Source organism: Mycobacterium sp. PTI7, from assembly GCF_056679845.1.
This window is the reverse complement of the sequence record NZ_CM155252.1, coordinates 5,094,880-5,107,962: the sequence shown is the minus strand read 5'-3', so window position 1 is coordinate 5,107,962 and position 13,083 is coordinate 5,094,880. Positions and strand designations below refer to the sequence as shown.

Annotated in this window: 11 protein-coding genes; 6 read left to right on the top strand and 5 right to left on the bottom strand. The window is 72.1% G+C overall.

Annotation, left to right across the window (positions count from 1 at the left end):
- The first annotated feature begins 43 nt into the window (after positions 1-43).
- The 6 genes from pntB to AC1MEY_RS24600 all read left to right on the top strand — a co-directional run bounded on the left by pntB (position 44) and on the right by AC1MEY_RS24600 (position 5,959).
- Complete coding sequence (gene pntB / locus AC1MEY_RS24625; protein WP_480227976.1) at positions 44-1,465, top strand: Re/Si-specific NAD(P)(+) transhydrogenase subunit beta; 1,422 nt, start codon at positions 44-46, stop codon at positions 1,463-1,465.
- Between the two features lie 4 nt (positions 1,466-1,469).
- Positions 1,470-2,309, top strand: a complete 840-nt coding sequence (locus AC1MEY_RS24620) for an EamA family transporter (protein WP_480227975.1) — start codon at positions 1,470-1,472, stop codon at positions 2,307-2,309.
- Between the two features lie 9 nt (positions 2,310-2,318).
- Entirely contained in the window at positions 2,319-2,882 is a 564-nt protein-coding gene (locus tag AC1MEY_RS24615) for a TetR/AcrR family transcriptional regulator (RefSeq protein WP_480227974.1), read from the top strand.
- Between the two features lie 126 nt (positions 2,883-3,008).
- Positions 3,009-3,758 carry an SDR family NAD(P)-dependent oxidoreductase gene (locus AC1MEY_RS24610; RefSeq protein WP_480227973.1) on the top strand — a complete coding sequence of 250 codons (750 nt, stop codon included), beginning with the start codon at positions 3,009-3,011 and terminating at the stop codon, positions 3,756-3,758.
- Positions 3,755-4,726, top strand: a complete 972-nt coding sequence (locus AC1MEY_RS24605) for a zinc-binding dehydrogenase (RefSeq protein ID WP_480227972.1) — start codon at positions 3,755-3,757, stop codon at positions 4,724-4,726. The genes AC1MEY_RS24610 and AC1MEY_RS24605 overlap by 4 nt, the downstream gene beginning before the upstream one ends.
- Positions 4,727-4,819: 93 nt before the next feature.
- Positions 4,820-5,959, top strand: a complete 1,140-nt coding sequence (locus tag AC1MEY_RS24600) for an acyl-CoA dehydrogenase family protein (RefSeq protein ID WP_480227971.1) — start codon at positions 4,820-4,822, stop codon at positions 5,957-5,959.
- Here the strand turns inward: AC1MEY_RS24600 and AC1MEY_RS24595 are convergent.
- The 5 genes from AC1MEY_RS24595 to AC1MEY_RS24575 all read right to left on the bottom strand — a co-directional run bounded on the left by AC1MEY_RS24595 (position 5,956) and on the right by AC1MEY_RS24575 (position 12,942).
- Positions 5,956-7,167, bottom strand: coding sequence for a sensor histidine kinase (locus AC1MEY_RS24595; protein WP_480227970.1), 1,212 nt, complete (start codon positions 7,165-7,167; stop codon positions 5,956-5,958). The genes AC1MEY_RS24600 and AC1MEY_RS24595 overlap by 4 nt on opposite strands.
- 2 nt (positions 7,168-7,169) lie before the next feature.
- Positions 7,170-7,766 carry a response regulator gene (locus AC1MEY_RS24590; RefSeq protein WP_480231654.1) on the bottom strand — a complete coding sequence of 199 codons (597 nt, stop codon included), beginning with the start codon at positions 7,764-7,766 and terminating at the stop codon, positions 7,170-7,172.
- A gap of 653 nt (positions 7,767-8,419) precedes the next feature.
- Positions 8,420-10,543 (bottom strand): MMPL family transporter, encoded by a 2,124-nt coding sequence (locus tag AC1MEY_RS24585; RefSeq protein ID WP_480227969.1) that lies wholly within the window; start codon positions 10,541-10,543, stop codon positions 8,420-8,422.
- A 246-nt stretch (positions 10,544-10,789) separates the two neighbouring features.
- The gene (locus AC1MEY_RS24580) at positions 10,790-11,389 is read right to left on the bottom strand and encodes a MarR family transcriptional regulator (protein WP_480227968.1); all 600 of its coding nucleotides are present in this window, start codon (positions 11,387-11,389) and stop codon (positions 10,790-10,792) included.
- On the bottom strand, positions 11,386-12,942 hold the full coding sequence (locus AC1MEY_RS24575) for a pyruvate, phosphate dikinase (protein WP_480231653.1): 1,557 nt from the start codon (positions 12,940-12,942) through the stop codon (positions 11,386-11,388). Before AC1MEY_RS24575 ends, AC1MEY_RS24580 begins: the two co-directional genes overlap by 4 nt.
- Between the last annotated feature and the right edge of the window lie 141 nt (positions 12,943-13,083).

The window sequence follows — 13,083 nt, the reverse complement described above, 5'->3', positions numbered from 1 at the left end:
CCAGCCACTCCGCCAAGCCCTTCCCGAGACCGGAACGGATCGCATGTTCACCCTAGAGACCACTGCCACCGCGGCGTACGTCGTCGCGGCCCTGCTGTTCATCCTGGCCCTGGCCGGCCTGTCCAAGCACGAGACGTCGCGCGCCGGCAACTCGTTCGGCATCGCGGGCATGACGGTCGCGCTCGTCGCCACCGTCGCGCTCGCCATCAGCCGGCACATCGAACCGCTGGGCCTGGGCCTGCTGGCCGTGGCCATGGTGATCGGCGCCGCGATCGGCCTGTGGCGTGCCCGCGTCGTCGAGATGACCGGCATGCCAGAGCTGATCGCGTTGCTGCACAGCTTCGTCGGCCTCGCCGCGGTGCTCGTCGGCTGGAACGGCTACCTGCACGTCGAGCACGACCTCGCCGGCACCGAGGCCGCCGTCCTCGACGGCCAGGGCCTGCTCGGCATCCACTCCGCCGAGGTCTTCATCGGCGTGTTCATCGGTGCGGTGACGTTCACCGGGTCGATCGTCGCGAACCTCAAGCTCTCGGCGCGCATCAAGTCGACGCCGCTGATGCTGCCGGGCAAGAACTTCCTGAACGTCGGCGCGCTGGTCCTGTTCGTCGCACTCACCGTGTGGTTCGTGATCACGCCGCAGCTGTGGCTGCTCATCGCCGTCACCGTGCTGGCGCTGCTGCTCGGCTGGCACCTGGTGGCGTCGATCGGCGGCGGCGACATGCCCGTCGTGGTGTCGATGCTCAACAGCTACTCGGGCTGGGCCGCCGCGGCGTCGGGCTTCCTGCTGTCCAACGACCTGCTGATCGTGACCGGCGCGCTCGTCGGCTCCTCCGGTGCCTACCTGTCCTACATCATGTGCAAGGCCATGAACCGGTCGTTCATCTCGGTGATCGCCGGCGGCTTCGGCATCGAGGCCGGGCCTGCCGAGGACAAGGACTACGGCGAGCACCGCGAGATCACCGCCGAGGGTGCGGCCGAACTGCTGACCTCGGCGAGTTCGGTCATCATCACGCCCGGCTACGGCATGGCCGTGGCGCAGGCCCAGTACGGCGTCGCCGACCTGACCCGCAAGCTGCGCGAGCGCGGCGTCGACGTCCGCTTCGGCATCCACCCCGTCGCCGGCCGCCTGCCCGGCCACATGAACGTGCTGCTCGCCGAGGCGAAGGTGCCCTACGACATCGTGCTCGAGATGGACGAGATCAACGACGACTTCGACGGCACGTCGGTCGTCCTGGTCATCGGCGCCAACGACACCGTGAACCCGGCGGCGTCGGAGGACCCCAGCAGCCCGATCGCCGGCATGCCCGTGCTCACCGTCTGGAACGCCGACAACGTCATCGTGTTCAAGCGCTCCATGGCGTCCGGCTATGCGGGCGTGCAGAACCCGCTGTTCTTCCGCGAGAACACGCAGATGCTGTTCGGCGACGCCAAGGACCGCGTGGACGCGATCAACGCCGCGCTGTAGCCCCATGACCCGCGTCCCCGCGTGGTCGGTGCCGCTGTTCTTCGTCGTCGGCGCGGTGTCGCAGTACGTCGGCGCGGCCGTCGGGGTCTTCCTCTTCGAGACCACCGATCCGGCGGCCGTGGCGTGGCTGCGCGCGGCGGCGGCTGCGGTGGCGCTGCTCGCCTGGCGACGGCCGTGGCGGATGCGGTGGACACGGCGGTCGATCGCCGTCGCCGGCGGCTTCGGCGTCGTCACCGTCGGCATGAACGTCGCGTTCTTCGAGTCGATCGCGCGCATCCCCCTGGGTACGGCCGTGGCCATCGAGTTCATCGGTCCGGTGGCAGTGGCGGCGCTGGGCTCGCGGCGGTTCCGCGACCTGCTCGCCGTGCTGCTCGCCGCCGCGGGCGTGGCGCTGTGCGCGGGCGTGCAGGCGGGCGCCGATCTGGCGGGCGTCGGCTTCGCCCTGCTGGCGGCGGGGCTGTGGGCCGGCTACATCCTGCTCGGCAAGCGGGTCGCCGACGCGGGGGCGGGGCTCGACTCGCTGGCCGTCGGCATGGCGTTCGCGGCCGTGGTGCTCGCCGGCCCGCTGCTGGCCGGGCAGCTCGCCTCCGATGCGTCCGTGTTCACCGATCCGCGCACCTGGGCGTTCGGCGCCGCGGTCGGCCTGCTGTCGACGGCGGTGCCGTACGGCCTCGACCAGGTGGTGCTGCGACGGATCGGCCGGTCGCGATTCGCACTGCTGCTGGCGCTGCTGCCCGCGACGGCCGCGATCGTCGGTGCCGTCGCGCTCGCGCAGCGGCCGACGCTCGCCGAGGCGGCGGGGATCGCGCTCGTGATGGCGGCTCTGGTGGTGGCGTCTCCGTAGGATGGCTCGATGGCCCGCCCGCCCGAGTTCGATCGTGCGCAGGCGTTGACCCGTGCCCTGCACCTGTTCTGGGAGCGCGGCTACGACCGGACCACCGTCCGCGACCTCACCGAGGCCATGGGCATCTCGGCGCCCAGTCTCTACAACACCTTCGGCGGCAAGCAGCAGCTCTTCGACGAAGCCGTCGCCACCTACACCGGCGCGCCGACGCGCGTCGTCCCGCCGGGACTCCGGGAACGCACCGCCCGCGCCGTCTTCGCGAAGATCCTCGACATCGCGATCCGCGAGTACGGAAGTTCCACGCAGCCACGGGGGTGCTTCGTCATCTCCGACCCCGTCCTGATCGACGAGCGTCAGCTGGGTCGTGACGCGATACGGGAACGGCTGCAAATGGCCCACGACGACGGTGACCTACCCGCGGAGCCCGGCGTCGACGCCCTGACGGACTACGTCGACGTCGTCCTACGGGGGTTGTCCTCGCTCGCCCGCGACGGCGCCGACCCCGACGCGCTTCGAGCCGCCGCCGACGTGGCGCTCAGCGCCTGGCCGCGGTCGCGGTCTGCCCGCAGCTGACTCGACCCGGTCGAGCGGCGTGCCCGACGGCGACGGTCGGGATGTGGTTTTATCAACGTTGTTACAAAACACGTGCTGACGCCGAACCGACGGCCGCAGCGAGCAGTCGACCCGAGAAGGATGCCCGTGACGAAGCCGCTCGAAGGACGGACCGCACTGGTCACCGGAGGATCGCGGGGGATCGGCGCGGCCATCACCGCCCGCCTCGCCGCCGACGGTGCCACCGTGGCGTTCAGCTACGCCCGCGCATCCGGTGTCGCGGCCGACCTGGTGGAGACGTTGCGCGACAGGGGCTTTCGCGTCCAGGCGTTTCAGGCCGATCAGGCGGACCCCGCGTCCTGCGCCCGCCTCGTCGACGAGGTCGTCGCGACGTTCGGTCCACTCGACGTCCTCGTGAACAGCGCAGGCATCTACAAGACCGGGACCATCGACGATCCCCAGCGTGACGACGCGGTCTTCGCCGAACAACTGCAGACCAACGTCGTCGGCGTCGTGGCCACGACCCGCGCCGCCGTCCTCAACTTCAACGACGGCGGCCGCATCGTCTCCATCGGGACGACCGGCGCGGCGCAGGCACCGTTCCCGGGCATCGGCGACTACGTGGCCACGAAGGCCGCGCTCGCCGCGTACACCCGGGCGTGGTCGCGCGACCTCGGTGCTCGCGGCATCACCGTCAACATCGTCCAGCCCGGCGCGGTCGACACGGACATGAACCCTGCCGATGGACCCAACGGCGAGCTGCAGAAGTCACTGAACTCGCTGCACCGCTTCGCCGATCCGAGTGAGATCGCAGCCCTGGTCGCATTCCTCGCGGGGCCGGAGGCGGGTTTCATCACCGGCGCCACGATCAACGTCGACGGCGGTCTCAGCGCGTGAGCGGCGTGGTCCGGATCCACCGCCAGGGTGGCCCCGAGGTGCTGGAGTACGGCGACGAGACGTTGCCGCCGCCGGGGACGGGCGCGGTCGTCCTCGTCCACGACCACGTCGGCGTGAACTTCGTCGACACCATGTTCCGGGACGGCACATTCCCCCTGCGCGACTTCCCGATCGTGTTGGGCTTGGAGGGCGCGGGCCGGGTGTCGGCGCTCGGTGCCGGGGTCGACGGTTGGCAGGTCGGTGATCGGGTGGCCTACTGGACGAATCTCGGCGCGTACGCCGAGCAGCGGCTCATCGCCGCCGACCAACTGGTCGCGGTTCCCGACGACGTCACCACGGAGGCGGCTACGGCGGTGCTGACCAAGGGACTCCTCGCGTGGGCCCTCGTGCGGCTCGTCGTCGCGGTCGAGCCCGGTGACACCGTCGTGGTCGGGCCTGCCGCCGGCGGCGTGGGCACCATCCTCTCCCGCTGGCTGACGGCCATGGGTGCCGACGTGATCGCCACCGTGGGGTCCGAGGACAAGCGCGCACTCGTGCGTGCCGGAGGCATCGACACCGTCCTGGTCTCACCGACCCCGGGCGCCGCCGTCGACGCGATCGCCGACCTCGTCGGACCCCGCGGCGTCGACGTGCTGTTCGACGGCGTCGGCGGCACCGGTTTCGCCCGCTCGTGGCCGCTGGTCAAGCGAGGCGGTACCGCCGTCCTGTACGGCGGCGCCGCCGGCTATCCCGACGTCGACGTCCCGTCGATGGAGGCCGCGGGCGTGCGGTTCGTCCAGCCCAGCACCGGCGAGTACGTGAATACTCCGGCGCTGGTCGAGGAGGGTTCCGCCGCGGTCTTCGACGCCCTGCGGCACGGCGTGTTCGGCGAGACCCCGGCCACGATCTTCCCGCTCGCCGAGGTGGCGCGCGCCCACGTCGAACTCGGCGGCCGCAGGACGACCGGCAGCATCCTGCTCGCCCCGTGACGATCGACTGGTTCCCTGCACCACCACCACCGTGGCGGTAGGCCTGCGCCGCGGCGATACAGTTGCCTCCAACGGAAACTAGGAGATGCAACCATGCCGGTCGACCGCCTGCTCCCCTCCGATGAGGCCGCCGAACTCATCGCGCTCACCCGCGACGTCGCCGACAAGCTCCTCGATCCGATCGTGGACGAGCACGAGCGCTCCGAGACCTACCCCGAGGGCCTGTTCGCCCAGCTCGGCGCCGCCGGGCTGCTGAGCCTGCCGCAGCCCGAGGAGTGGGGCGGCAGCGGGCAACCGTTCGAGGTGTACCTGCAGGTGCTCGAGGAGCTGGCCGCCCGGTGGGCCGCCGTCGCCGTCGCCGTCAGCGTGCACAGCCTGTCGTCGCACCCGCTGCTGGCGTTCGGCACCGACGACCAGAAGCAGCGCTGGCTACCGGACATGCTGTCGGGCAACAGGATCGGTGCCTACAGCCTGTCCGAGCCGCAGGCCGGCTCCGACGCCGCGGCGCTGCGGTGCAGTGCCGTGGGCGACGACACCGGTTACGTGCTCAACGGGTCGAAGTCGTGGATCACCCACGGCGGCATCGCCGACTTCTACACGCTGTTCGCGCGCACCGGCGAGGGCTCGAAGGGCATTTCGTGCTTCCTGGTCCCCGGCGACCTGGAGGGGCTGACGTTCGGCAAGCCCGAGGAGAAGATGGGCCTCGCCGCCGTCCCGACGACGTCGGCGTTCTACGACAACGCGCGCGTCGACGCCGACCGCCGCATCGGCGCCGAGGGCCAGGGCCTGCAGATCGCGTTCAGCGCGCTGGATGCCGGACGCCTCGGCATCGCCGCGGTCGCCGTCGGCATCGCGCAGGCCGCGCTGGACGAGGCCACGCGGTACGCGAACGAGCGAACCACGTTCGGCCGCAAGATCATCGACCACCAGGGACTCGGGTTCCTGCTCGCCGACATGTCCGCGGCGACGGTCAGCGCGCGTGCCACCTACCTCGACGCCGCCCGGCGGCGTGACCGCGGCCTGCCATATGGAGCGCAGGCCAGCGTCGCGAAGCTGATCGCCACCGACGCCGCCATGAAGGTCACCACCGACGCCGTGCAGGTGTTCGGCGGCGCCGGCTACACCCGCGACTACCGCGTCGAGCGGTTCATGCGCGAGGCGAAGATCACGCAGATCTTCGAGGGCACGAACCAGATTCAGCGACTCGTCATCGCCCGCGGACTGGCGGGCTAGCCCATCTCCCGCGCGAGTGGCTCCGCGGGTGAGGTGACGGTGACGGTCGTGCCGCGGGCCGACGAGTCGACGTCCATCGAGCCGCCCATCGCGTCGAACCGGGCCAGCAGCGAGCCCAGGCCGATGTGGCCGTCGGCGACGCTCTCGGCGATCCGCTCGGGGTCGAAGCCGGTGCCGTCGTCGGCGACCGTCAGCACCACGCGGTCGCCCACGCGGTGCAGCCCGACGTCGACGCGGGTGGCGTGGGCGTGCTTGTGCACGTTCGCGAGCAGCTCGCGGGCGGCCCGGTGCATCAGCGCCTGCGACGGCGGCTTGCCGACGTCGGCGAGATCGGCCTCGATCACGTGGTCGCCGCGGGACTGGAACTGGCGCAGCACCTCTCGCACCCCTGCCTCGAGGCCGAGCTGGGCGAGCACCTGCGGGTGGAGTTCGGTGACCGTCGACCGCAGGCTCGCCGCGGTCTGCTGCAGCGCGTCGTACACCAGATCGAGTGCCGGGTCGGGCGATCGCTCGCGCAGCTCGTCGACCTCCATGCGCGCGGCGAGCAGGTTCTGCAGCGGCCCGTCGTGCAGGTGCTCGGCGATCTCGCGGTTGTGGCGTTCGTCGGCGGCCATCGCCTCGGCGACCAGCTGCCGCCGCACCTCCTGCAGCGCGTCGACGCGGGCCTGGCGGCGGGCGAGGAAGAAGCACAGCGCGGTGACCGCGACCGCCAGCCACAGCAGGAAGCCGACCTGGGTGTAGACGATGTCGGGCAGGCCCATCGTGTCGTCGCGCTTGGAGTACACGATCCACGCCGCGAGGTAGCCGATGGGAGCGGTGATTCCGAGCGCGGCGGTCAGCGCGGGCCGATCCTGGAAGGCCACCGAGATGGGCAGCAGGAAGAACACCGGCAGCAGCGCGGTGGTGGCGCCGCCCGAGACGACGCACAGCACGACGACCACCAGCACGTCGATCGCGGTCGACGCCCAGTCGGCCCACCGCGGTACCGGTCCGCGCAGCACGATGACCACCCACACCGCGGCGGCGACGGCGTAAGCGCCCAGCACGGTGGCGTACACCTCGGGTAGCCAGGAGTCGACGTCCCAGATCCACACCAGCACCGCGATCAGTGCGATCAGCGGCAGCCGCAGAAAGGCCGATACGCGAACGGGTTCCGCGGCGAAGTACCCGAGGGCCCGGTTCCACTGGCCGGTGCGCTGCGCTGACACGGCTACTCCAGCAGTCCGCGCCGCATCGCCTCGGCGACGGCTGCGGCCCGGTCGCTCACGCCCAGCTTCTCGTAGAGCCGCTGCACGTGGGTCTTGACCGTCGAGGGTGCGAGGAACAGCTCCTTGGCCATGGTCGGGATGCTGCGGCCGGCGGCGATCATCACCAGCACCTCGCGTTCGCGCGGGCTCAGTGTCGGCGCATCGTGGTCACCGCGTTTGCGGATCTCGCCGGCGAGCCCGGCGGCCAGGCTGGGAGCGACGACGTCGCGGCCCTTGGCGCACTCGAGGACCGCGTTGACGAGTTCGGAGCGGCTCGACTCCTTGGGCAGGAACCCGGCGGCGCCGTCCTGCAGCGCCTTGAAGACGATGGCCGGTTCGTCGTGCGCGGACAGCAGCACCACGCGGGTGGGCAGCTTGTCGCGGACCACGGCGGCGGCGACCTGGGCGCCGTCGAGGCCGGGCATCCGGTAGTCGAGCAGAGCGACGACGGGCGAGTGATCGCGGATGGCCTGCAGCGCCGAGACGCCGTCGTCGGCCTCGGCGACCACGTCGATCAGCCCGCTGCCCGTCAGCGCGCGGACCACGCCGTCGCGGAACATCGGGTGGTCGTCGCCCACCACCACTCGCACCCTGTCGGTCACGGCGTCAGCTTCCCATAGGCACCGCACCCTCAAGCGTCAACGAATGATGACGCGCCCAGGAGCGCACATGGTCCGGCGATGGGCGCGCAGCCGCAGGCACCGCACCCCCACGCGTCAACGAATGATGACGCGCCCAGGAGCGCACATGGTCCGGCGATGGGCCCGCAGCCGCAGGCACCGCACCCCCACGCGTCAACGAATGATGACGCGCCCAGGAGCGCACATGGTCCGGCGATGGGCCCGCAGCCGCAGGCACCGCACCCCCACGCGTCAACGAATGATGACGCACCCAGGAGCGCACACCGTCCGGCGCCAGGCCCCACCCGCACCCACCGCACCCCCACGCGTCAACGAATGATGACGCACCCAGGAGCGCACACCATCCGACGCCGGACCCCACCCGCACCCACCGCACCCCCACACGTCAACGAATGATGACGCACCCAGCAGCGCACACCATCCGACGCCGGACCCCACCCGCACACACCGCACCCCCACACGTCAACGAATGATGACGCACCCAGCAGCACACATGGTCCGGCGCCGGGCCCACCGCGACTCGTGCACACGCAACCGCGCTCACCGCGGCTCAGCGTGCACGAATCGCAGGACTAGCGCGCGAACGCTCGCGGCAACCGGTGCCTCCCCCCGAGCGCGCGACGCGGCGGCGCCAACCGCCCGCACTCGCGCAACCCGAACCTGTCGTGCCAGCGCGCCAGTCCCTCGGGCGCCCACCAGTTCCGCGTGCCCATCAGGTGCATGAACGCCGGCACCAGCAGCATGCGCACCAGCGTCGCGTCCATCACCACGGCCAGCGTCAGGCCGAGGCCGAACATCCGCATGATCGACACCTCCGACGCCATCAGCGCCGCGAACGAGATCGCCATCAGCAGCGCCGCGGCCGTCACGATGCGGCCGGTGCGCGACAGCCCCAGCGCGATCGCCTCGTCGTTGTCGGCCTTCGACTGCCGACCGGATTCGAGCCAGTACTCCCGGATCCGCGAGATGAGGAACACCTCGTAGTCCATCGACAACCCGAACGCGACGCAGAACAGCAGCACCGGCACGTGCGCGACGAGCGACCCCGTCGCCGTCGTCCCCAACGCGCCGAGCGCGCCGTCCTGGAAGATCCACACCAGCGCCCCGAACGTCGCGGTCAGCGACAGCACGTTGAGCACCACCGCCTTGATGGGCAGCAGCAGACTGCCGGTCAACAGGAACAGCAGCGCGAACGTGATGACGGCAATCACCGCCAGCACCAGCGGCAGCCGCGCGCTGATCGCCTCGGCGTTGTCATGGGTGACCTGCGCGATACCGCCCACCATGAAGTCCCGGCCGTCCGGCCCGATGACGGAGTGGATCCAGTCGAGCGGGCTGGGCATCTCGTCGCTGACGGTCGGTGCGCTGCTGGCGACGGTGAGATACGCACTGCCGTCGGCGATTCCGGTGGGCGCCGACGGCGGCCCGCGCAGCGCGCCCCCGGCGAACGTGCCCGTGGGCGCCGACACCGACGTCACGTAGCGGGTGGCCGACAGGTCGCGCGCGAAGCGCGACATCTCGGCGCCGCCGACACCGTTCGCGTCGGGCACGACGATCGTCATCGCGGTCGCCGGGTTGTAGCCGAACTCGTCGCGCAGCTGATCGCCGACCTGCCGCGCCGACGCCGTCTCCGGCAGCATCCGCTCGTCGGGGAAGCCCCACTTCACGTGCAGGAACGGCGCACCGAGCGTCAGCAGCAGCACGGTGACGCCGATGCCGACGGCCACCGACCGCCGCGTCGCGAACCGCGCGGTGCGGTACCAGAACGTCCCGTTCAGGTGCGGCGCCGGCGCGGGCCTGCCGATCGCCCGCCGCGCGAACGGCCGCAGGTCCAGGGAGTCGATGCGATCGCCGAGCACCACGATCGCGGCCGGCGCGATGACGAGTGCCGCGAACGCCGTCAGCGCCACCACGGTGAGCCCCGCGTACGCGAACGACTTCAGGAAGTACATCGGGAACAGCACCAGCGCCACCATCGACAGCCCCACCGTCGTCGCCGAGAACAGCACGGTGCGGCCCGCCGTGGCCATCGTCTGGCACAGGGCGGTGTCCACGTCGGAGCCCGCGGCCCGCTCCTCGCGGTACCGGCTGACGATCAGCAGCGTGTAGTCGACGGCGAGCGCCAGCCCCATCGCGATCGTCAGGTTCAGCGCGAACGTCGACACCTCGGTCACCTGCGTGAGCAGCCGCAGCAGCGCGGTCGACCCCACGATCGCCCAGATGCCGACGAGCAGCGGGATGGACGCGGCGAGCAGTCCGCCGAAGACGCCGACGAGCACCAGGAACGTGAACGGGATCGCCAGCGCCTCCATCATCAGCAGGTCCCGCTCGGACTGCTGGTTGATCTCGACGTACGCCATCGCGGGCCCACCCGCGGTCACTATCACCTCGCCGTGCGCACCGGCGAACTCGCGGGCCAGCTCCTCGGCGTGGCGCTGCGACTGGCTGCCGCCGCCCGTGATGCCGACGATCACCAGTCCGGTCGAGCCGTCGGAGCTGATGAGCGCATCGGCGCTCGCCGGCGGCAGCGTCCACGCCGACTGCACGCCGACGACGAACGGATAGGAGTCGAGCTGGTCGGCGACGTCGTGGCCGACGGCGCGGACGGCCGGGCTACGCGCTCCGCCCGGGCCGTCGACGGTGAAGACCATCTGCAGGTCGCCCTGGCCGAACCGGGTGGCCATCAGGTCGGCCACGCGGGACGACTCGGCGCCGGGGTCCCGGAAGCCGGCCGCCGACAGCGACTTGGTGACGTGGATGCCGAAGACGGCTGCTCCGACGGCGAGCAGCGCGGCGACGGCGAGGATCAGACGAGGTGCCTTGCACGCGAGGCGGGCGATGAATTGCAGCGGGCCGAACCTTCCTCATTTCATGAGTGGTTCAAGCGTGCAAGATCACTTTCAAGGTCACTGCGATAATCGACGGAATCGACGAATCCGGTGTCAGTCGCCGTCGCGGGTGCGCCCGGCCAGGCCGATGAGTTCTTCGTGGAGTTCGAACCAGACCGTGTGATACGAGTCGACGAGCGGCCGGCTCAGCCAGGTCAGGTCGCCGGCGCGGGCCTTGTCCAGCGCTGCCTCGAGCCGGGCGCCGTAGCGCCGCAGCCGGGGCAGGACGTCGGACGCGGCGGCGACGACGGGCGCCACGCGCCGGTGCACGTCCTCGACGGCGGCCACGATCTCGGCGTCGCGCGCCGGGTCCTCCTGACGCTCCGCCCGCCCCAGTCCTTCCTCCCGTCGCTCCGCTCGCCCCAGCTGCCACTCCGACAGCGCGGCCTTGAAGTCGGCGTTGACGGGCGTGAAGTCCGCGTAGACGGACGAGGCCGCCGCGGCGTCCACGGACGCGCGCTCGGCGGCCAGCAGCTCGGCCAGCCGCGTCCGGCCGTCGGGGGTGAGGCGCAGCGCGGGCCCGGCGACGAGGAGCCCGTCGGCGACCAGCCGGTCGACGGTCGCCTGGGGATCGGCGCCGGTCGCGGCGGCCACGTCGGCGACGGCGACCCGCCCCTTGAGTCGCACGGTCTGCAGCACCTCGAGGTCGGTCATGCCGTCGATCCTCGACGGGCCGCGATCAGCGTCGCAACCAGGGGCTCGGGCGACACCACGTCCACCCGGCCCGCGGCGATCGCCGCCGCGACGGCAGCCTCGTCTGCCTCCACGACGGGGTGCGCACCGGCGGCGTGCACGCACAGGGGGCTCAGACCTCGGGCGATGCCGTCGAGCCGGTGCAGTTCGGGGGTGTCGGAGGCGGTCCACTCGGACAGCTCGAGGGCGCCCTCGCGGACCTCGCCCGCCGCGCCGTCGACGGTGACGATCCGGCCGTCCCACTCGCCGAGGCCGGGGCCGCAGCCGACGACCGCGGGCAGGCCGAGTTCGCGGGCGACGATCGCCGCGTGGCTGGTCGCGCCGCCCACCTCGGTCACGATGCCGCGCGCGGCGACCATGCCCGCCATGTCGTCGGGGCTGGTGGTCGGGCGGACGAGGATGACGTCGTGTCCCTCGTCGGCGGCGTCGGCCGCGGCGTCGCTGGTGGTGCACACCCGGCCGGTCGCGACGCCGGGGCTCGCGGGCAGCCCGGTGGCCAGCAGCGGGGCCGCGGCACGCGCCTCGGGGGACAGCGTGGGCGCCATCGCGGCGCGCAGCTGGGCGGGCGTCACGCGGGCCACCACCTCGGCGGCGTCGATGGCGCCGTCGTCGTGCAGGTCGAGGGCCAGCCGCACCGCGGCCCGGGCCGATCGCTGCGCCACCCGCGACTGCAGCAGCCAGAGCCTGCCCGCCTCGACGGTGAACTCGACGTCCTGCACGTCGGCGGCGTCGGCCTCGAGTCGCGCGCCCGCCGCGAGCAGCTCGTCGTGCACCCGCGGCAGGTGGGCGCGCAGGCTGTCCAGCGACTCGCAGTCGCGCGCCCCGGACACCACGTCCTCGCCCTGGCCGGTGGACAGCCACTCGCCGAACGGCTCGCGGGCCCCGGTCGACGGGTTGCGGGTGAACAGCACGCCGGTGCCGGAGTCCGCGTCGAGGTTGCCGAAGACCATCGCCTGCACCAGCACGGCGGCGCGGTCGGCGTCGGCGAGCCGGTGGTGACGGCGGTAGGCCCGCACCCGGTCCGACGACCACGACGTCAGGACGGCGGCGACGGCGCCGCGCAGCTGGTCGCGCGGGTCGTCGGGCGGCGGGGCGTGGACGGCACGCCGGTAGCCGCGCCGGAAGCGGGCCACGGTGTCGGCGGCGAACTCGGGCGAGTGCGCGGCGGCGAGCGCCTCGGCGACCGCGTCGTCGATGCCCACGTCGAGCACCGTCTCGAGCATCCCGGGCATCGACGTCACGCCGCTGCTGCGCACCGACACCAGCAGCGGGTCGGGTCCCGCGCCGAACGTGGCGCCGGCGCGCTCCTCGAGCCGCGCCAGGGCGGCGAGTACGTCCGCCCAGGCGGCGTCGAGCAGTCCGGTGGGGTCGGCGGCCAGCTCCGGCGTCCAGCGCACCGCCAGGCAGAACGCCGGCGGCACCGGCAGGCCGAGCCGCGCCATCCGCACCAGCCCGTGCCCCTTGGCGCCCAGCACCGACCTGGGCAGGTCGGTGCGTTCGTCCAGGGTCACCACGGCGTGGTCCAGGGTCATCACCACCTCCGCCGTCGGGTCGGGCCGGGTCTCCCTGGCCGTTCGCTGTCGAGGGACCATTCAACCCCGCCCACGTCAGGCGCCTGCGGGCCCGTCCGATGACCACTTGGCGGGCCGATTCGG

What these genes read in the sequence shown, in the direction of transcription:
- pntB (WP_480227976.1), top strand. Translation starts at nt 44, where the DNA reads ATGTTCACCCTAGAGACCACTGCCACCGCGGCGTACGTCGTCGCGGCC.
- AC1MEY_RS24600 (WP_480227971.1), top strand. Translation starts at nt 4,820, where the DNA reads ATGCCGGTCGACCGCCTGCTCCCCTCCGATGAGGCCGCCGAACTCATC.
- AC1MEY_RS24615 (WP_480227974.1), top strand. Translation starts at nt 2,319, where the DNA reads ATGGCCCGCCCGCCCGAGTTCGATCGTGCGCAGGCGTTGACCCGTGCC.
- AC1MEY_RS24590 (WP_480231654.1), bottom strand. Translation starts at nt 7,766, where the DNA reads ATGTTCCGCGACGGCGTGGTCCGCGCGCTGACGGGCAGCGGGCTGATC.
- AC1MEY_RS24620 (WP_480227975.1), top strand. Translation starts at nt 1,470, where the DNA reads ATGACCCGCGTCCCCGCGTGGTCGGTGCCGCTGTTCTTCGTCGTCGGC.
- AC1MEY_RS24580 (WP_480227968.1), bottom strand. Translation starts at nt 11,389, where the DNA reads ATGACCGACCTCGAGGTGCTGCAGACCGTGCGACTCAAGGGGCGGGTC.